Source organism: Psychrobacter sp. C 20.9, assembly GCF_001921765.1.
In the GTDB taxonomy this organism is placed as follows: domain Bacteria; phylum Pseudomonadota; class Gammaproteobacteria; order Pseudomonadales; family Moraxellaceae; genus Psychrobacter; species Psychrobacter piscatorii_B.
Genome location: NZ_MRYC01000016.1, coordinates 1 through 18689, shown reverse-complemented (window position 1 = coordinate 18689; position 18689 = coordinate 1). Strand labels below are relative to the sequence as shown.

Here is an 18689-nt window from a genome sequence, read left to right as displayed (position 1 = left end):
ACACTTGGTAAAGTCCGCGCAGTACTCGAGTTATGTGTTAGAAATTATTGACCATGATGCATGGAGGTGGCGTCATCACCCACATCATGCATGCTATGATCCATATGATTATCCATGTCTTGTATATCATGATCCATAGCTGGCGTCATATCGTGATTCATCTGATCTATATCATGAGCATCTGTCTCAGACATCATAGCAGAGTGGCTACTATGATCCATCTGTGCGTGTCCACCACCATGCCCGCCATGCATATTTGCCATGACCATAGGAACAACAGCAACTGCCAAACCTGAGAGTACCATCACCGCACCATTTAACTGCCTTAAGCGAAAACGACCAATCTTGTCACGTAACCAGCCAACTGTCTCGTGCGTTGCAACTAGCATTGGTATGGTTCCTAAGCCAAATACAAACATTAATGCGGCACCGCTTAATGGGTTGTGAGCGAAGACAGCAATAAGTAGGGCGCCATAGACCAAGCCGCAAGGTAAGAAGCCCCACAACAATCCAGCAGTCAGTGCGCGTGGAAAAGTATTGAGTGGAAACACTTTTTGACGCAGCGGGCTAAGGTATTGCCAAAAGCGCATACCAAAACGCTCAAGCTTTGTCAAAAACGGCGCGCCAAGCATGGTAGCACCGACAAATACCAATACCAGTCCTAACAAGATGCGCGGCATGCTGTTGCCCTGCATCAATGGCGCTAGTACCGTGACACCAATAAGTCCTGCGACCAAACCTAATAATGCATAACTGATTAGACGGCCAAGATGATAGGTGGCCACCAGCGCGCGGCGTTTAGTAGGGCTGACATCTTTCATAGACAGACCAAATGCCGTCACAAGACCCCCACACATACCCAAACAATGCGGCGAGCCAAAAAACCCCATCAGTAATGCCGCAGCAAGTAAAGCCATGGTCATGGATGCATCTCCTAAAAGTCATAAAGGCCGTATCTATAGACACGATTATTATCTAACGAAAGCTCATCATTACACGATGAAAAGAGAGGAGAATAAAGGTTAGATTTTTGTGTTTTTCTCTACATCAGTACGAACGAGCGCATCTTTATCAACGTTATCATCTGACGGCTCGGTATCAGCAGAAGGCTGAGACTGAACCGCGCGCTCATGAGCCTGCATGGTTTGCCTGCGCTCTTGACGATCATCCAATATGATACGCTGTGATGCATTGTCCAAATCTTCGAACTGGTTTGATTTTACCGCATAACGCACCGCCCAGATGGCAACCACAAATAGCATGAGACTTAATGGGATTAATAAAAATATACTGAGCATGGTAACTCTCTTCAATAGCAGTGTCTTTTATTATTATACACCCATCGCAAATGCAGTGGATGATCTGTAGCGATTAGAATGAGGCGTAGCATCATATGACGATATTAGCTGCGCGTTTAGTATAAAAACCTATTCATCAGATGCTTTTTTGGCACTGCCTCGCGGTGTTAGGAGCTGCTGTGAAGTCACATCATCGGCGTGACGACAGTTCATTTGCGGACGTATCACATCCCGTAGATAGGCGGCGATTTCATAAACAGCCCGCCGTGAATGACTTAGGTTTTGCGCAGGTTTCATCCAGTCGCGTCTAACTGGCAATGGTGCGCTAAGCGGTGTGCTATTAATACCATTCAAGGCAAACTGTCTGCGCGCACGTGCCATATGATAACTATCAGTAATAAGGTAAACGTGATGAAGCGGAATACGCTTGGCTGTAAAACGGGCGTTTTCGCACGTATTCATACTGGCATTTTCGCTTATCAGCCCATCGATACCATGCTCAATGAGCCATTGACCGAGCCAAGGGGCTTCAGCGCCGCTTAGTACAATAGGTAAGGGAAGATCGTGATAGGCCCCAGCCGCGGTACGGGCACGATTCAGGCTATAGCGATTGAGGATGATTTGATTGTTATTATCATTAGTTAGACCACCGCCTAATACCACGTAAGCAGTCGGCGGAGAGCTCATAGCAGCAGAAGGCATTTTTGGTAAAGGAAGAAGCGCAAATATATAGACAACGGCTTGTGAGAATAGCGGTGTGAACAAACTGATTAGGACTAAAATAACAGACGTCGAGCCTAATACAAAGGTAATATTGATGATACGGAATAGCTTCACCATTCGTTCGGCTGAACGCAAATAGTTTCGCCATAAGCGTTTAGACCATGATTGTTTAGACCACATGCTCAGCATATCCAATTGAGCCATCAGCATTCACCCAAACTGGCTCACGTGATAGCTGAATTGCAAATTTCTCATAGACGATGTTGGCGATATAGCGCTGTGCTGTTTCCACATCTTCTTGAGTTGCTTGATAAGGAGTATGATTGGTCAGTACCAGCGCCTGATGTTTATGAGTCATGATAGGTGCGATGCCGCCCCCTTTTAATCCTGCTTGCTCGATGAGCCAACCTGCGGCAACTTTTACCATCGCGTCAGGCATCGGATAACCAACGATAGCTGGATAAGTTGTTTGCAACGCCGTAAATTGATCTTGACCAATAATAGGATTTTGAAAAAAACTACCACAGTTAGGCAGCTGTTTTGGGTCTGGCAGCTTTTGTTGTCTAATATCTATAATGGCTTGCATAACGTCATGAGGATTGGCTTGCTCGCGCTCTTGTTGTTCCGCATAGCGCTGCGCCACAGTCTGTACATCTCCATAGCTGGCTAAAATATTGGTAGGATCAGTATGTAACCTGAAACCGACGCGACTAATAAGCCATGTGTTTGGCGTGCGTTTAAAGATACTATCACGATAGTCAAATTGACAGTCGGCCGCTGATAAATGGTGCCAAGTTTGTGTCGGTAAATGATAGGCGCGTACATATTGTAGGCAGTCTTCTAATTGCACACCGTAAGCACCAATGTTTTGTACTGGCGCTGCACCAGTTAGGCCAGGTATGAGCGCAAGGTTTTCTAACCCATACCAGCCTTGATTGACTGTATGTACGACTAGATCATGCCAATTTTCCCCAGCCATCACCTCAATATCAACATAATCGTCGGTTTGTGCAGTCAAGTGAATACCGCGCATTTTGGGTTGCAATACCACCGCATTTAACGCTGCTGGTAATAAAACATTGCTACCGCCAGATAAGACAAATAATGACAGCTGATGCTCTACATCCTCTGCATAGGTTGCCATAAAGTCATCAAGCTGTGCCTCATTGGTCAACGTCACTACAGAGTCAGCGACACACGACAGTGCCATCGTATTGCTATGTGCCAAATCGACTGAATTACTGACTAACAGAGTCGCTGATGAGTCATTTATAGTCATGGTCTGAGCGTCGAGATCAAGGCGTGCAGCTTGGGTCATAACATAGCCTATGGGGCAAAAGGATAATAAATAATAAGGTAGCTATAGTTGATTCAATTTAAAAGAGATACAACGCAGTTGAGTGCAGACGTAACTGTGATACTTCAAGCACGGTTAACGCTGCAGCTCTTTTATAGAGGATTAACTATATTATAGAGGATACCGGATGCAAGAGTAGCAGAAATATAGACGGTATGGCTAGCAGGCTTTCCAGCTTTCTATCCAAGCTTGGGCGCTTGATTCGATACGCTCGATCACCTCTTCGAAATCATCGTTATCGCCTTTATATGGATCTGGCACATCACTGCCGCAATAGGTAGGGTCTTCTTCACTAAATAGGGCCAGCTTTGCCAAGTCATCTTCTGTATCTATGATGCCATCTTTAATAGCTTGCAGGTCGGCTAAATTCTGTGAATCCATGGCTAAGATCAAATCAAAATCACGAAAGTCATCGGCGCTGACTTGGCGTGCAACGAGCTTATTTATTTTGTAGCCGTGAGACTTGGCATGACGCTGTGAGCGTGCGTCGGGTGAGTCACCAACGTGCCAGTCACTGGTGCCTGCTGAATCTATTTTTATGGAGAGTCCAGCGATTGCTGCCTGCTGACGGAAAACTTCCTCAGCGGTAGGGGAGCGGCAGATATTTCCTAAACAAACCAATAATACAGACGAGGGAGTACAGGCTTTCATCAGCATAATATGACCTTCTATAACAAAAAAACATGCTATAAGAAACCAGCATTGTTAATGCGGCTTTTATTAGCATGCAATAGATTGAACCAACGACTAGCGTAACGCTTAATCGCTTGAATGGCAAGGACAGAGACTAGACAATAGCGTCACTTAATACTGGGTTTATGACAATGCTATATGTAACTGGGTGATGCGAGGGTAATGCTGTATCAATCTTGATTGCTTTTGAAGCGCTGTAAGTCACGGCGCTCTTTTTTATTTGGCTTATTATCAGGACGAGCAAGGTTGGCCAGTTTGCGCTGTTCGGCATAATAAGCACGCCGCGTTTCGCTCTCTTTGGTCTCTGAATATAGCACCTCAGCGGCGGTCGCATTGCCCCGCTGTGCAGATAGCGCCTCAACAATGACAGTCTTTTCAGTCATGGCGGTCGCTGAGCCTTGACGAATGGTTAGCTCATCGCCGACTGAGATTTCTTTACTGGTCTTGACGCGGCTGCCACCATAATGGACACGTCCGCTTTCAATGGCTTGCTTGGCAAGCGTACGTGTGCGGTAGAACCTGGCTGCCCATAACCATTTATCGAGACGAATTTTGGCCAGACTTTGAGGGTTATTATTTGTATTCTTACTCATAAGAATCCTTTTACATTCGTTTTTATATTAAATTATAGTTTTATATAAATAATATTAGGGCAACTTTACTATTTGCAAATTGATTTTTGTGATTGTAGTACTTAGTATCGGGTTATATGATGCAAAAAGCGGCTTATCGTAAGAGAAGCCGCTTTTGTTATTCATTTTAGGAACATACTCTTAGGAGGTTATCTTAAAAACAACTGATAGCCAATATTGTCATTGACCGTCGTACAGTCGTAACCGATATCCAAAAGGGCGTCTTGTAGCTGACGAGAGTTACTGTCAGAAGCTTGCAGACCAACCAATACGCGACCTTCAGCGGCACCATGATTACGATAATGGAATAAAGTGATATTAAAATCATCGCCTAATTTTTCTAGGAAAGTAAGTAAGGCACCTGGGCGCTCTGGAAACACCACCTGTAGCAGCTGCTCATTTTCGACCTTGGCATGACCACCAATCAGATGGCGAATATGCGATTTGGCGATATCGTCATCGGTCAAATCATAAGCATTATAGCCATCATTTGCCAATTGAGTACTAATAGTTTGACGCTCTTTTTCACCTTCTTTTAATGCAATACCGACAAAGATTGAGGCAGGCTCCATTGAGTCTGGTGACTTTTTGCTATCGGCACGGTAGTTGAACTCAGTAATATTACGACCGTGCAGACTGCGGCAGAAGTTCAAGAAAGCGCCAGTTTGTTCTGGGATAGTAACACCAAAGATAGCTTCTTTTTTCTCGCCAATCTCAGTGCGCTCAGCAATATAACGCAGACGGTCGAAATTCATATTAGCGCCGCAAATGATGGCCGCGCAGTTTTTGCCCGTAATCTCGTTGGCTTGAAGATATTTTTTCATACCAGCAACCGCTAACGCGCCTGCAGGCTCCACGATACTGCGGCTCTCCTCAAACACATCTTTGACCGCTGCGCAGACTTCATCGTTACTGCAGGTGACGACGTTAGGCTCCACGATAGGGCCTGAATTGTCACTTTTCTGAGTACGCACGACGTCAAAAGGCAATTCACCAATTTGCGCGACTGCCACGCCATCGACGAACAGTCCGACTTGCTCAAGTTTGACACGTTCACCCGTTTCAAGTGCGGCTTTTAGGCAAGCTGATTGTTCCGCTTCTACCGCGATCACTTTGACATGCGGTGCCACTTCTCCCAAAAATGCGGCGACACCTGAAATCAGACCGCCACCACCGACGGCAACAAAGACGTAATCCATGTTGCGCCATTGTTGTGTCAGCTCAAGCGCAATGGTTCCTTGTCCTGCGATAACTAGCTCATCGTCATAAGGTGGAATAAAGGTAAGTCCTTCGCGTTCAGCACGATCTATTGCATAGCGGTTTGCTTGATCAAAACTATCGCCATGCAGATCGACATTGCCACCAAGCACTCTGACGGCTTCTACCTTAATATCAGGCGTAGTCGTTGGCATAACGATGATGTTGTTTAGTGACAGTTTGCGCGCCGAGTAAGCCACGCCTTGAGCATGGTTGCCTGCTGAGGCGCAGATAACGCCGCGCGCTTTTTGCTCATCGCTTAGCTGACTGATACGGTTGTAGGCACCTCGTAACTTAAAAGATTTAACAGGTTGTAAGTCTTCACGTTTAAAACGAATGTCATTGGCAAAACGTTGGGTCAGCTTGGGCGCCGTTTCAAGTGGTGTTTGAATCGCAACGTCATAGACGGTGGCTTGTAGTATGGCTCGTACCCAGTGTGACAGCATAGTAATCCCTAAACAGAATGAATATAAAAACGAAATAGATTAGCCTATGCTGATTTTGAGTATCTTGCAAGACTCAATTGCATTTTTCTTGGGGTTTCATGCCTGAATGAATATAAAGTGAAAGCGTGTGGTGAAGAACGTTGTGAGATAAGTATTATATGACTACCGAATTAGAATTGTGATTGCGCTAACATCGATGAATATCATCGGTTATAATAGCCGCGCATTTTATCTGTTTTAGCCTTTTACTTTTTTTAAGACCATACGTTTATTTTCCAAGGATTTATGATGAGTGATCAGCAAGCACAAAAGCAAGCCGCCGCCCGCGCCGCCCTAAGCTATATCGAAGATGATATGATACTTGGGGTAGGGACGGGTAGTACGGTCAACTGTTTGATTGAGTTGTTGCCACAATTGAAGCTTGCTGGTGCGGTTGCCAGCTCACAGGTGACTGAAGACAAACTGCGTGCGCTTGGTATCGAAATTGTTGATCTAAACTTTGCTGGTACGCTAGATGTTTATATTGATGGTGCTGATGAGGTCAATGAACACTTGCAACTTATCAAAGGCGGCGGCGGTGCATTGACTCGCGAAAAGATCGTCGCGGCTGCTTCCAAAAAGTTTGTGTGTATGGTCGATGAAAGCAAAAGCGTTGATATATTAGGTCGCGCGTTTCCAGTACCAATTGAAGTCCTGCCGCAAGCACGCTCTTATGTCGCGCGTCAATTAGCAAAATTGGGCGGTGAGCCTGTCTATCGTGAAGACTTTGTCACTGATTACGGCAACGTCATTCTAGATACTTATGACTTGGATGTGAGTAATCCAATCGCGCTTGAAAAAGAGCTGAATAATATCGTGGGTGTGGTCTGTAATGGTATCTTTGCGGCAAACCAAGCGGATGTGCTATTAAAAGCCAGTGCAGATGGCGTAACGACGCTTACGCGTTAATACAGTCTCAAGAATACAGTCTCAAGCCATTTTTACAGATAAAAAAGCCGTCCAAATCTGAACGGCTTTTTTATTTATGAACGGACTAATAACTTATCTTACTGTTTTTTACACGGTAAGTTAGGCAGGTAGTTTGATTTTGTCTTTTAGCAAAAACTCCATCAAGGCTTTTTGCGCATGTAGACGATTTTCGGCTTCATCCCACACAACAGAGCGCGGATCATTTAGCATATCATGAGAGATCTCCTCACCACGATGGGCGGGTAAGCAATGCATAAACACCACTTCAGGATCGGCTTTGTCTAGTAGAGACGGCGTCACTTGATAAGGGGCAAAACGACGTGCGCGCGTATTTTGCTCGGACTCTTGACCCATACTTGCCCATACATCGGTGACAATCAAATTAGAATCTTTGGCTGCGTCTTGTACGTTTTCTACCAAACTCACGCAATGTGAAAAGCGTTCCATAAGTTTTGGATCAGGCTCGAACCCATAAGGCGCTGCCACGCGTAATTCAAAACCAAATTGATTAGCAGCTTGCATAAATGATGAACACATATTGTTGCCATCACCAACCCACGTGACGATCTTATTTTCAATACTACCGCGATGCTCGTAATAGGTCTGCATATCAGCAAGCAATTGACAAGGATGATAATCATCGGTCAATGCATTGATAATAGGTACGCTTGAATATTCAGCAAAGGTCTCTACTTTTTCGTGCCCAAAGGTACGAATCATAATGATATCTACCATACTAGAAATCACGCGTGCTGAGTCTTCTAGTGGCTCGCCGCGACCGAGCTGTGTATCGTTGGGTGATAAGAATATGGCATTACCACCAAATTGACCCATGCCGGTCTCAAATGAGATACGGGTACGCGTTGAAGATTTTTCAAATATCATGCCAAGCGTACGACCAACAAAAGGCTGGTATATCTCGCCTGCATGTTGCATCTTACGCAATTCGCTTGCGCGTTTGATTAAGTTTTCTAGTTCTTGTTTGGTTAAATCAGATAAGGTTAAAAAATGGCGCAAACTCATAGTAATCCTAGCAGTCGATCGCAGTCAGTGAAACGTCATCAGTCTTCAATAGCATCGCGTCAGTGCGCATACTGGGTTGACAACAAACTTTTAGTATAGCGTATTTACTTTCAATGTAAACGTGCAATTTTACCAAGATTACATAGCTCACCAAGTAGACTAAACTCATATCAATGAGCTATCAATAACGGCTTGCTTAAGGTGAGTACCTAGGCCTGTATACGGTCTGGACGTATGCTGAGACGGCACAATAGCTCATAACTAATGGTCCCAGCATGTCCTGCCACTTCATCGACACGCGGCGCATCGCCCCAGAGCATGACTTTACTGTCCAAAGTAAGGCTTTCAGGCGTTTTGCTGACATCAATGACGATCATATCCATTGCCACACGCCCAATCACAGGACAACGGTAGCTTTGATTGTCGTTAGTATCGATGACGGTGACATAAGCGTCGTCACTTATTACACGCGGGTAGCCGTCTCCGTAACCCACACTCACGAGAGCGGTTCTGGTGTCTTGCTGCGCACGCCAGCGGCTACCATAGCCGATCGCATCATTGGCACTGACCGTTTGTAATGCCATGATTTGAGCACTAAACTCCATCGCGGGCTGCAAGTCTAAATCCTGCGCGCTTTTATCGACGACAGGCGAGCTACCGTATAAGATAATACCTGGGCGCACCCAATCATAATGATGCTCTGGGAAATTTATGGTACCAGCAGAATTGCACAATGAGCCTTTGATATCTGCACTAATGGTATCTTGCAAGGTCGCAAGTACGCTTGAGAAGCGCTCAATCTGCATGGCATTTAATGGATGGTCATGATCATCAGCATTGGCAAAATGGGTGGCTAGGATCAGCTGATAACCTGCTTCATGCAAACGCTTGGCTGCTGATAGTACGCCCTCAGCATTGAAACCCAAACGGTTCATACCTGTATTATATTTTAGCCAAACCACATTAGTTGCACTACCAGCTGGCGGGAAATTTTGTAGTGCCCACTCTAGCTGAGGTCCGTGGTGAATCACGCAGCTAATATCATGATCAATGGCTTGTTGCCACTCATCAGCACTAAATGCCCCTTCTACTAGACCAATGGTTTTCTCCCAACCTAATTGTCTGGCTTCTAATGCTTCGGTTAAAGTCGCAACCCCAATACCATCTGCTTGCTGCAGGGCTGGTAATACCGCTGCAACGCCATGCCCATACGCATTGGATTTGACCATCGCTAAGACTTTTGCTTGCGGTGCGCGTTGTTTTACTTGATTGAGATTATGAGTAATGGCTTTTGGTTTTATGGTAATGGTGCGCATAATCGCCTTCTTTATGAGTAGAATTATGAAGTGATAAAGCCAGTACAGCATCAATGGAGTTGATACTATACTGGCTATGTGGTTAAAGCTACTTACTAACTTGTGAGTAAGCCAGAATCGGTATGGGCTTACATTTTACTAAGACTTAAATGTTATAACGCTGATTACTCATCATTCTCAAAACTCACGCCCTGATAGTATTCTGGCGTTAGATTAATGAAGCGGGTGAATTGACCTTCAAAACCCAAACGTACGGTGCCGATAGGACCGTTACGCTGCTTGCCGATAATAATTTCCGCCACGCCTTTGTGGTCTGAGTTTTCATTATAAACCTCATCACGATAGATGAACATAATCAAATCGGCATCCTGCTCAATTGCACCAGATTCACGTAGATCCGACATAATTGGGCGTTTATTTGGTCGGTTTTCTAGGCTACGGTTAAGCTGTGACAACGCAATCACGGGACATTCAAGCTCACGTGCGAGTGCCTTTAGACTACGAGAAATCTCAGAAATCTCGCCAACACGGTTACCATCTAGACTTGGCACTTTCATGAGCTGAAGATAATCGACCACGATAGCACCCAAGCGCCCATCATGGTTTTTGGCGATACGGCGGCAGCGAGAGCGCATCTCAGAGGGCGGTAGGGCGGTACTGTCATCAATATACAAATGCTTTGATTGCAGATGTTGAATGGCATTCATCATTTTTGCCCATTCATCTTCATTCATTTGCCCAGAGCGCAGGTGTGTCTGATTAATCGCACCCCATGATGACAGCAAACGCATGACAATAGATTCTGCAGGCATCTCCATCGAAAACACCACAACGGGCAAATCTTCATTAAACAAAATCCCTTCTGCCAAGTTCATTGCAAAAGTGGTTTTACCCATAGAAGGACGAGCGGCGACGATAATCAAGTCGCCTGATTGTAGCCCTTGCGTTTTGTTATTGAGCTCGACAAATGGCGTTTGTAAACCAATCATACCGTCAGGGTTGGACTTTAACTCTTGGATTTGATCGATAACATTGGTTAAGACCGAAGTAATACCGACAGGGCCACGCTGCTCAGCACGTTTGTTATGCTGCTCATTGATGCTAAATATCTTGCCTTCGACATTGTCCAAGATATCACTAACGCTTTGGTCTTTTGGATTGTAGGCCAGCGCTAGCATGTCATTACCCGTGGTAATGAGCTGACGCAGCGTTGAGAGCTCACGTACGCGCTGAGCGTAAGCGGTCAGGTTAAACAAGGTCGCCGGACTTTGGCTCAAAATATCCGCTAAGTAGCTGTCCCCACCTGCACCTTTGAGTAACTTTTGCGCCTCTAACCAGTCGTGTACCATGACCGTATCATAAGGCTCATTCACGGCTGCAAGGTGAGCAATGGCATCAAAAATATATTGATGTCGCCCAGCATAAAAGTCATCTTTGGTGACGATATCGGCAATCTTGTCGTACGCCTCTTCGATACTCATCAAAGACGCGAGCAATGCCTTTTCAATATCGATATTGTGCGGCGGTGTCTGATTGAGTAAGTCGTCGGTTTTGTCGTTTTCTGCCATGAGTGCCTAATAAGTCAAAATGGGTATAAAAAAAGATGTCGATGATAGAGCAATACAAACGCAGCGCGCCTCTACGATAGAAGTACCAAAACGCGGTCTCAGGTTTGTCTGCAAATGCTACAATCAGAAGCGAAAGTTTAACACATTATGTGATTTTTTAGGCTGGGTAAGCAACTAAATCTACAGTGGTTGTTATGCATAAAATAAGAGACCGCATCCATTGTCTAAACGTAACAACTGAAAATATTGACGATAAATATAATAAAATCAAAAATTTAAATAAAATAAGGCTATTGCTATGACAGAAAAAAAACGTCCATTATTAATCACGACAGGTGAGCCTGCGGGCATTGGAATGGATGTCGTACTGAGTTTGGCGGCAGAGGGCAAGCTGCAAGATTTTGACCGTCCCATTTGGGTAACCGCTGATGCGAGCACGATGCAAGTCCGTGCAGAGGAGTTGGTCGCGGCTGGCGTGCTCAAAAGCATACCTAGTTGGCATACTATCAATACAGATGTAAATGCCGATAACTTCGATGTTAACTTGGTAGAGCAGATATCAAAGCAAAAGATCAACGCTGATAGTCCTTTCATTTTGCTTAATGTCCCTTGTGCAGAACGAGTTACTGGCGGACAAATCAATACTGCTAACTCAGCGATGGTGGCTCAGCAATTAGACATTGCTCATCAGTTAGCAGTAAATGGAACAGTCGCCGCTATCGTCACAGGTCCCTTACAAAAATCAGCGCTGATAGATGCTGGTATCAAGCTGTTAGATGGCACTATGTTTAGCGGTCACACTGAGTTTTTTATGCAGCAAAGTGGCTGTGAGAAAGTCGTCATGATGCTAGCCAATCAAGCGATGAAAGTCGCGCTTGTCACTACCCATTTGCCATTAAAAGACATACCTGCTGCGATTACTGCCGACAATGTACGCCAAACGGTACAAATCGTCATCGATGACATGAGAGAAAAGTTTGGTCTCATGCAGCCTCGCATTCTAGTGTGCGGCCTCAATCCACATGCAGGCGAGGGCGGGCATTTGGGTATGGAAGAGATTGAAATCATCAACCCAGTCTTACGAGAATTCATCGATGCGGGCGTCAATGTTTCAGAGGCGATGCCAGCGGATACGTTATTTACCACCAGACATTTAGCGAACTGTGATGCGGTCATCGCGATGTATCATGACCAAGGATTGCCTGTACTCAAATCACACGGCTTTGGCGATACCGTTAATTTAACCTTGGGTTTGCCTTATATTCGCACCTCTGTCGATCATGGTACGGCGCTAGATTTGGCAGGGCGTGGCGGGGCGAGTGCGACCAGTCTATATCAAGCACTAAATATGGCAAACGAGATGGCTGACAAGTCACTCACTAATTGATATATCTGTTATGACTCATCGCCGTATAGGTATTGTTCACGTCGTACTGGATGATTTTAGTGTGAGTAATACCTATTTATAAATAATCAAAGACGACTTAATATAAGTGGTTCCATTATACAGTCTGTTTTCAGTAGTCTGTTAATAGGTTTGAGAGGTGAGATAGCTAGTTCTGCTAGGGTATGCCCTATAAAAACCCTATGCATGACGTTAATAAAACTAATCTGTGCTAGTTTTGATATGTGTGAATCAGAATAGCTGAAATTCATTTACAAAGATTGTCTCTCATATCTTTAGATATAAGACCAACTAAATACATATCGTGAAAAAGGTTATTTCTATCTTCATCTACAACTTGTCGAATAAAGTTTCTAAAGTCTTGAGATTCGATCTGGTTTAATAGGTTTTTTTTAAGTGTTTTGGAGAAACTGCTTGTCACGTCGAATTTACCGCATAAAACGTAAAGTACGAAACTGACTAAGAATAACTCAATCTCTGAGAAACCTTCTTCGTAATGATAGTCTACATACCCTAAAACTTCGTCATAACTTATATCGGTCTTTGGCTTATTAACTAGACATAAGAAAAAGTCATCAAGTACATCTAACCTAAAATCCATATAGCTAATTTTTTTCATAAATGCTTATTCTCTTCAAAAGGAGTAAGAGTTGTCTAAATTTAGCATAAAAGCAGTGTAGCGATAGATTAATATAGTCAACAGTTCGATGCCTGTATAGCGCACCGATCACGAATTGATGACAGCTAAAGCTTTTTCACTTTCAGGTTCTAATGCTAGCAGCTTAGCAGCATAATACTTCTTTTGATCTTCAGTCAGGACAATTTCAGGTGGTTCACCTAAATCCATAATAGCATTCAGTATAGAAGTATCCTTTGAATCTAATTCATGAGCTTTGATAAAATAAAACAAGGCAGATAGTCTAGCGCCATCTACGTAATGTAGATAAACCATGCACAAGTCACCTAATTGACCATACCAAAAAGATGTATGTTTTTTCTTTGCAATCTCATCTAAAAGGGTTATCAGATAAACCCCATAATCATCAGCATTGTATATCATGAATGTTGTTAAACTATCCTGATCCTCACCCAATGCCGTAATGTAATCTAGAATTTTATTGTGTGGTAGAAAACGTGATAATTTATACCTTTCCATTTTAATTTCCAGTAAATCAGACAGTTTCTGTAACTCCATTACGAGTAATAGCGCTTATACTAAATAAAAATCCAAAAGCTCACTGCATGTATACTATGAAGTACACTGTAGTTATCTCAGAAAGTTAAAACATTGCTACCATTAGCCCACAGCTCAAGTTTCAAGTCCTCACTAGGGTGCCATAAACTAATCCTTAGCTAAAAAACTTATAACTCAGGTCTTATATTAATTTTAGGTAAATTAAAAAATTTTGGAAAGTGCTAACATGAAATTAATAGAAGTGGAGCTTCATTGGTGGGAGCTATATCAAGACCATGAGGGAGTGTACCTTAAGGTTAATATTTTCTTAAGACTTATAGTTTTTGAGAAATGTGTGATTCTAGATGAAGACGCGATAAAAAACTATCTTGAACAAGGAAAGAACTTTATTGACCGGCTATCTAAACAGATTAGAAGCAGTCACTTCAGAAACGATTATAATAGATTTTATCCTTATCCAGATGCTCCAGAGGATAAGAGAAAGGAAATTTCCGAAGCATTCCATTTGTGGCTAGACTCATCAAACGCACCTTATGACCCTTATTTTTTTGAAAGGTAACACGATGATATATACTAAGATTAACTGCCTACTATAACCTTCATCTAAAACTCATACGATAAGTTTCTGATTTACCCTTATATCTGACATCAACAGTTTAGCCGCAGCTAAAATCTTCTATCTCTCTTGATTGTTCGCACAAAGCTGCATTATGGTAAATGGTTCGGGAGCAAAAAGCTGCTATGTTGGTTGCGCTACATTTGAGATAGTTTATAGATAAAATATCTCAAAAATACAGCCTGAGACGCTTTCTTACCGTGTCCTTGATCCGGTGAACGGAAACTTTGATCTGCACGGTGAAGAATGGAAGAGCGTGAAACCGATGGACCAAGACCACTGCCATCTCCTTTGTATTACGGCGGCGGTTATGGTCTTAAACGCAGGCACGCAATCCTAGGATCAGGAGCCTAAGCTTGCCTAGTCACGGATACCGATTGATTGACCAATTCCATGGATCCGAACGAGGTTAAGAATGCGACGCTGGATGCATCGGACCCAACACCGATGCGAGCCATCGTGTCTGCACCTGCCATGCCAGTCGGATCAATGAGGTGCCAGCTCCCTCCGAGATAGACCTCGGCCACGGCATGAAAGTCTTGTGGCGTCACATCGGGCGCATAAACACTCGCGAACCTAGCCGGTATCGACGACGCGCGCGCTAATGTCACGAGAACATGCGCGAAGTCGCGGCATACGCCCTGACGTTGAACAAAACTATCGAGCGCGGTGGTTTGGGCGTGGCTCGATCCGGGCACATAGCTAAACGCCGACTCGATCCAATCGCGCATCGCAGCAATCCGTGCGCCGCCAGCAAGATCGCCAAACTCAGCTTCCACGAAAGCTTGAAACTGGTCTGACGGGCAATAATGAGACGGCATCAAATGCCTGATCGTCTCTCCAGGCAAAAGATGCAGGGGCGTTTGGGACAATGCCGATATGTCCAAGGCAGGACGGTCAACGGCGATTTCTGCGAGGTAAGTGCAGCTAAAATCTCCTTCGGCGTGAATCCAAATCCGTTCTCCTATGCCATCATCAGCGGCGACCCGTGAAAAATGCGCAACGTCTGATGTCCAAATCTCGGTCGATCGCACCCGCTGATCCGCAAGATCAGCGGCTTCGATCTGAAGCAAAAGATCCATCGGCTCTGAGAGTCGATAATGGAGAGTGACGTTAAGTTTCAGGATCATATTTGAATTCCCTAAGGGCATGGGTCTGGCGGGCTGACGATCGCGTGGGGCTGAACCGCTTCGACTATTTCAGAGACTGGTTTACTGGATTGAGGTAGCAATGCCTGACAGGATTAAATTATCATAATACCGCTTTTCAAACTTAAAAGGTGAGACATGATCACTTACATTATGTAGTCGGGCTTTATCAGACGTGTGAAACGTTAAAATCGATTCATTATCGATTTAGCTTTACGCCGCAACTATTATGATGACTCACATCTTTGGACTTGTTTTTGTCTGCTAGCGCTCGTTTTAGTGCTGCCATTGTTGTTATAGCAGCGTTTATATTAAATGGATTCAGAGAAAAAAATTACTGGGTCGGTTACCCAAAAGCATGGCTCGTCTGCCGATAATAATCGTTCAAAAACACAGCCTAATTAGGAGCTGTGGTATAATTTACCATTATAAAGCTAAAACATTGCTGCTATTACATTATCATCGCCCATTTCTCTTTTATACATTAAGACTCTTTTATGTCCAAAACTTCATTTGATGCTCAAACTATTTCTAACAGTTTACGTACTGCCAAGCACCAGCCGCGTAAGCGCTTTGGTCAAAACTTCTTGCATGATACCAGCGTCATTCGCGAAATCGTTGAAAGCATTCGTCTCGAGCGCGATGACAATTTGATTGAGATTGGGCCTGGTATGGGCGCATTGACCGAGCCGTTATTAGCAGAAGTGGATGCGATGACAGTCGTAGAGTTGGATCGCGATTTGGCTGATAGCTTACGTATTCGTATTGGTGCCAATAGCCATCCAAATTTTACGATTATCAAAGATAACGCCATGCATGTGGACTATCGTGAGCTTTACAGCGAGGAGCGCGGTAAACTGCGCGTGGTAGGTAACTTACCATATAACATCTCAACGCCTATTTTGTTTCATTTGCTGAGCTTTGCCGATGTCATTCAAGATATGCATTTTATGCTACAAAAAGAAGTGGTTGAGCGTATCACGGCTGATGTTGGTAGCAAAACTTATGGTCGTCTGTCTGTCATCATGCAGTATTACTGTGATACAGATTATTTGCTGACTGTGCCTCGTGGGGCTTTTAATCCTCCGCCAAAAGTCACCAGTGCTGTTTTTCGACTGACACCGCATATTGACAAACCGATAGTAGCAGAGGATGAAGCACATTTTGCTATCGTGGTACGTGAGACCTTTAACCATCGTCGCAAAACGCTACGCGCTATCTTCAAAAAATCAACCTTGCTGCCGACGCTGAGTGAGGATGATTTCGCCGCTTGCGGTATCGATCCGCAGGCACGTCCCGAAACCTTAAGCGTTACAGATTTTGTCAATCTAAGCAATCAGGCTCGTCATATAGACGTTTAATGTAAATAATGACCAATTATTATATAAAAATCATAGAGGGATTATGAGTTTTCGCCATCAATATGTCATTGGTGACCTACAAGGTTGCCACGCGGCTTATCTGCAATTACTAGAGACATTAGATTTTGATCCTACTCAAGACAAGTTATGGTTCGCCGGTGATTTGGTAGCGCGTGGTGAGGACTCATTAAATACCTTACGCGACGTCAAAGCGTTGTGTGAGCAGGGCGCTGCAGCAACGGTATTAGGCAATCATGACATCAATCTAATTGCAGTCTGGCGCGGCGCTGCAAAACTCAAGAGCAAAGACAAAACAGCGCCAATTTTTGCAGCCGATGACTGTGATGAATTGCTTGAGTGGTTACGCAGGCAGCCGATATTGGCGTACCCAGATGAGCATACGGTGCTGGTACATGCAGGGATTCCACCACATTGGAGTATTGAGGCAGCAGCAATATATGCAAAAGAGCTAGAATCGCAGCTGCAAGGTAGCTTAGAGCAGCTTGATGAACTACTGCCAAATCTCTATAGTAAAAAAGCCGATAAATGGCACGCAGGTATTGAAGGCTTTACCAGAATGCGAGCAATTGCCAATTACTTTACTCGTATGCGCCTGTGTCAGCAGGATGGTTTGCTTGAGTTTGACTTTACAGCAGCGCTAGATGAGCCTATGCCAACTGATTTTTTACCATGGTTTGAGTGGCAAGTACCGCGCACGCGTAAGATACTATTTGGTCACTGGGCCGCGCTACAAGGCGAGATTGATTTACCACATGCGCGTGCACTCGATGGTGGGTGTGTATGGGGCAACTGTCTGTTGGCGTATCGTCTCAGCGACGGCAAGGTAATAGCCTCAAGTGCACAGTGCCCGAGTTCATAACGTAGGCTACAAATACCCGGACTACAAATACCTGGACTACAAATACCTTGGTATAAAAGCCTAAATAATCTTTTTAAATAGGTCTGCAAATGCCGTCTGTTTCAAGTGGGCTATTGATCAATTAACAGCCCTGTTTTGATGGTTCTACTAAGATATACTGAGATGATTAACATTGAGTTATGCTCAAATGATTAATAAGGTGTCTAACTGAGTCATTAAGGAATAACGTCGTACCTGAATAATAGGACAGCGGCGGTTGACGCGACCAGTAGCCCAAGAAATATAAATAATAAGATATTATCTTGAGTTAACTTTTCTTCAAGCTCAGAGTAACCTAAGTCATCAAAGGTGATGTAGTTTGTGTCATGACTGATGTTAGAGTAGTCGAACTTCCTCACACATTCAATAAAGTATTCAATAAACCAGTATGGCCAGTGTTCTGGTTTGAATGGTGAGATCTCTCCTAACTGCGCATGATCAGACAGTCTATGCCAATTGCTGGCGCTTAAGTTAAGACTGTGCATACGCCAATCTTCAAAGCGGCATTGACTGACCTGCTCAACAGCAACGATATCTACTTTTTTATGGTTCCTATCTTTAAATATTCTTTGCATAAGAGAAAATACAACGTCTTTTGCGCCTTCTAAGCATTGAAGGAAGCTTTTTTCATCATTGCATAGAAAACCTGCAATTTTATTATTTTTATTGTAGACATGCGAGTGTGGGAGTTTCCCAAACTCTGTGTAACTGCTTATAATCCACTAACAGGAGAATAAGCAATGACTACTCAATCTGACCTTAA

General features: G+C 44.0%; 18 protein-coding genes. 5 read left to right on the top strand and 13 right to left on the bottom strand.

Annotated features, from left to right (window positions below):
* Positions 1–44: 44 nt before the first annotated feature.
* The 7 genes from BTW00_RS10810 to ilvA form a co-directional block, all read right to left on the bottom strand.
* Positions 45–923 carry a sulfite exporter TauE/SafE family protein gene (locus tag BTW00_RS10810; RefSeq protein ID WP_075107412.1) on the bottom strand — a complete coding sequence of 293 codons (879 nt, stop codon included), beginning with the start codon at positions 921–923 and terminating at the stop codon, positions 45–47.
* Positions 924–1022: 99 nt separating this feature from the next.
* The gene (gene ccoS / locus BTW00_RS14210; protein ID WP_058024050.1) at positions 1023–1298 is read right to left on the bottom strand and encodes a cbb3-type cytochrome oxidase assembly protein CcoS; all 276 of its coding nucleotides are present in this window, start codon (positions 1296–1298) and stop codon (positions 1023–1025) included.
* A gap of 129 nt (positions 1299–1427) precedes the next feature.
* On the bottom strand, positions 1428–2201 hold the full coding sequence (locus BTW00_RS10800) for a YdcF family protein (RefSeq protein WP_075107411.1): 774 nt from the start codon (positions 2199–2201) through the stop codon (positions 1428–1430).
* The gene (murB, locus tag BTW00_RS10795; protein ID WP_075107446.1) at positions 2191–3300 is read right to left on the bottom strand and encodes a UDP-N-acetylmuramate dehydrogenase; all 1110 of its coding nucleotides are present in this window, start codon (positions 3298–3300) and stop codon (positions 2191–2193) included. The genes BTW00_RS10800 and murB overlap by 11 nt, the downstream gene beginning before the upstream one ends.
* A gap of 237 nt (positions 3301–3537) precedes the next feature.
* Positions 3538–4035 (bottom strand): low molecular weight protein-tyrosine-phosphatase, encoded by a 498-nt coding sequence (locus tag BTW00_RS10790; protein WP_083603633.1) that lies wholly within the window; start codon positions 4033–4035, stop codon positions 3538–3540.
* Between the two features lie 206 nt (positions 4036–4241).
* The gene (locus tag BTW00_RS10785; RefSeq protein WP_058024048.1) at positions 4242–4664 is read right to left on the bottom strand and encodes an RNA-binding S4 domain-containing protein; all 423 of its coding nucleotides are present in this window, start codon (positions 4662–4664) and stop codon (positions 4242–4244) included.
* Between the two features lie 188 nt (positions 4665–4852).
* Positions 4853–6406 (bottom strand): threonine ammonia-lyase, biosynthetic, encoded by a 1554-nt coding sequence (gene ilvA, locus BTW00_RS10780; protein ID WP_075107410.1) that lies wholly within the window; start codon positions 6404–6406, stop codon positions 4853–4855.
* A 288-nt stretch (positions 6407–6694) separates the two neighbouring features.
* Between ilvA and rpiA the strand changes: the two genes are divergently transcribed.
* Positions 6695–7354, top strand: coding sequence for a ribose-5-phosphate isomerase RpiA (gene rpiA, locus BTW00_RS10775; RefSeq protein WP_075107409.1), 660 nt, complete (start codon positions 6695–6697; stop codon positions 7352–7354).
* Positions 7355–7474: 120 nt separating this feature from the next.
* Here the strand turns inward: rpiA and argF are convergent, their stop codons facing one another.
* From argF to dnaB, 3 genes are all read right to left on the bottom strand, one after another.
* Positions 7475–8398 (bottom strand): ornithine carbamoyltransferase, encoded by a 924-nt coding sequence (argF, locus tag BTW00_RS10770; RefSeq protein WP_057760398.1) that lies wholly within the window; start codon positions 8396–8398, stop codon positions 7475–7477.
* A gap of 209 nt (positions 8399–8607) precedes the next feature.
* Positions 8608–9714 carry an alanine racemase gene (alr, locus tag BTW00_RS10765; RefSeq protein WP_075107408.1) on the bottom strand — a complete coding sequence of 369 codons (1107 nt, stop codon included), beginning with the start codon at positions 9712–9714 and terminating at the stop codon, positions 8608–8610.
* Positions 9715–9878: 164 nt separating this feature from the next.
* A complete protein-coding gene (gene dnaB, locus BTW00_RS10760; RefSeq protein ID WP_071001653.1) occupies positions 9879–11282 on the bottom strand; it encodes a replicative DNA helicase in 1404 nt (467 codons plus the stop codon).
* 298 nt (positions 11283–11580) lie between these two features.
* On the opposite strand from dnaB, the gene pdxA reads away from it, so the two are divergent.
* Entirely contained in the window at positions 11581–12669 is a 1089-nt protein-coding gene (gene pdxA, locus BTW00_RS10755; protein WP_075107407.1) for a 4-hydroxythreonine-4-phosphate dehydrogenase PdxA, read from the top strand.
* Positions 12670–13414: 745 nt separating this feature from the next.
* Here pdxA and BTW00_RS10745 read toward each other — a convergent pair.
* Positions 13415–13843, bottom strand: coding sequence for a hypothetical protein (locus BTW00_RS10745; protein ID WP_143506594.1), 429 nt, complete (start codon positions 13841–13843; stop codon positions 13415–13417).
* A 265-nt stretch (positions 13844–14108) separates the two neighbouring features.
* On the opposite strand from BTW00_RS10745, the gene BTW00_RS10740 reads away from it, so the two are divergent.
* On the top strand, positions 14109–14441 hold the full coding sequence (locus tag BTW00_RS10740) for a hypothetical protein (protein WP_075107404.1): 333 nt from the start codon (positions 14109–14111) through the stop codon (positions 14439–14441).
* Positions 14442–14848: 407 nt separating this feature from the next.
* On the opposite strand, the gene BTW00_RS10735 is transcribed toward BTW00_RS10740, so the two are convergent.
* On the bottom strand, positions 14849–15628 hold the full coding sequence (locus tag BTW00_RS10735) for a transglutaminase family protein (protein WP_075107403.1): 780 nt from the start codon (positions 15626–15628) through the stop codon (positions 14849–14851).
* 515 nt (positions 15629–16143) lie between these two features.
* On the opposite strand from BTW00_RS10735, the gene rsmA reads away from it, so the two are divergent.
* Positions 16144–17007, top strand: coding sequence for a 16S rRNA (adenine(1518)-N(6)/adenine(1519)-N(6))-dimethyltransferase RsmA (gene rsmA, locus BTW00_RS10730; RefSeq protein ID WP_075107402.1), 864 nt, complete (start codon positions 16144–16146; stop codon positions 17005–17007).
* Between the two features lie 43 nt (positions 17008–17050).
* Positions 17051–17887 carry a symmetrical bis(5'-nucleosyl)-tetraphosphatase gene (locus tag BTW00_RS10725; protein WP_075107401.1) on the top strand — a complete coding sequence of 279 codons (837 nt, stop codon included), beginning with the start codon at positions 17051–17053 and terminating at the stop codon, positions 17885–17887.
* A 215-nt stretch (positions 17888–18102) separates the two neighbouring features.
* Here the strand turns inward: BTW00_RS10725 and BTW00_RS10720 are convergent, their stop codons facing one another.
* A complete protein-coding gene (locus BTW00_RS10720) occupies positions 18103–18642 on the bottom strand; it encodes a BLUF domain-containing protein (RefSeq protein WP_256714058.1) in 540 nt (179 codons plus the stop codon).
* Positions 18643–18689: the final 47 nt, after the last annotated feature.

Excerpts from the sequence above, each read along its gene's own strand:
- ccoS (WP_058024050.1), bottom strand. The coding sequence starts at position 1,298 with ATGCTCAGTATATTTTTATTAATCCCATTAAGTCTCATGCTATTTGTG.
- rpiA (WP_075107409.1), top strand. The coding sequence starts at position 6,695 with ATGAGTGATCAGCAAGCACAAAAGCAAGCCGCCGCCCGCGCCGCCCTA.
- dnaB (WP_071001653.1), bottom strand. The coding sequence starts at position 11,282 with ATGGCAGAAAACGACAAAACCGACGACTTACTCAATCAGACACCGCCG.
- BTW00_RS10740 (WP_075107404.1), top strand. The coding sequence starts at position 14,109 with ATGAAATTAATAGAAGTGGAGCTTCATTGGTGGGAGCTATATCAAGAC.
- BTW00_RS10810 (WP_075107412.1), bottom strand. The coding sequence starts at position 923 with ATGACCATGGCTTTACTTGCTGCGGCATTACTGATGGGGTTTTTTGGC.
- argF (WP_057760398.1), bottom strand. The coding sequence starts at position 8,398 with ATGAGTTTGCGCCATTTTTTAACCTTATCTGATTTAACCAAACAAGAA.
- alr (WP_075107408.1), bottom strand. The coding sequence starts at position 9,714 with ATGCGCACCATTACCATAAAACCAAAAGCCATTACTCATAATCTCAAT.
- rsmA (WP_075107402.1), top strand. The coding sequence starts at position 16,144 with ATGTCCAAAACTTCATTTGATGCTCAAACTATTTCTAACAGTTTACGT.
- murB (WP_075107446.1), bottom strand. The coding sequence starts at position 3,300 with ATGACTATAAATGACTCATCAGCGACTCTGTTAGTCAGTAATTCAGTC.
- ilvA (WP_075107410.1), bottom strand. The coding sequence starts at position 6,406 with ATGCTGTCACACTGGGTACGAGCCATACTACAAGCCACCGTCTATGAC.
- BTW00_RS10800 (WP_075107411.1), bottom strand. The coding sequence starts at position 2,201 with ATGTGGTCTAAACAATCATGGTCTAAACGCTTATGGCGAAACTATTTG.
- BTW00_RS10790 (WP_083603633.1), bottom strand. The coding sequence starts at position 4,035 with ATGCTGATGAAAGCCTGTACTCCCTCGTCTGTATTATTGGTTTGTTTA.
- BTW00_RS10785 (WP_058024048.1), bottom strand. The coding sequence starts at position 4,664 with ATGAGTAAGAATACAAATAATAACCCTCAAAGTCTGGCCAAAATTCGT.
- BTW00_RS10735 (WP_075107403.1), bottom strand. The coding sequence starts at position 15,628 with ATGATCCTGAAACTTAACGTCACTCTCCATTATCGACTCTCAGAGCCG.
- BTW00_RS10745 (WP_143506594.1), bottom strand. The coding sequence starts at position 13,843 with ATGGAAAGGTATAAATTATCACGTTTTCTACCACACAATAAAATTCTA.
- BTW00_RS10725 (WP_075107401.1), top strand. The coding sequence starts at position 17,051 with ATGAGTTTTCGCCATCAATATGTCATTGGTGACCTACAAGGTTGCCAC.
- pdxA (WP_075107407.1), top strand. The coding sequence starts at position 11,581 with ATGACAGAAAAAAAACGTCCATTATTAATCACGACAGGTGAGCCTGCG.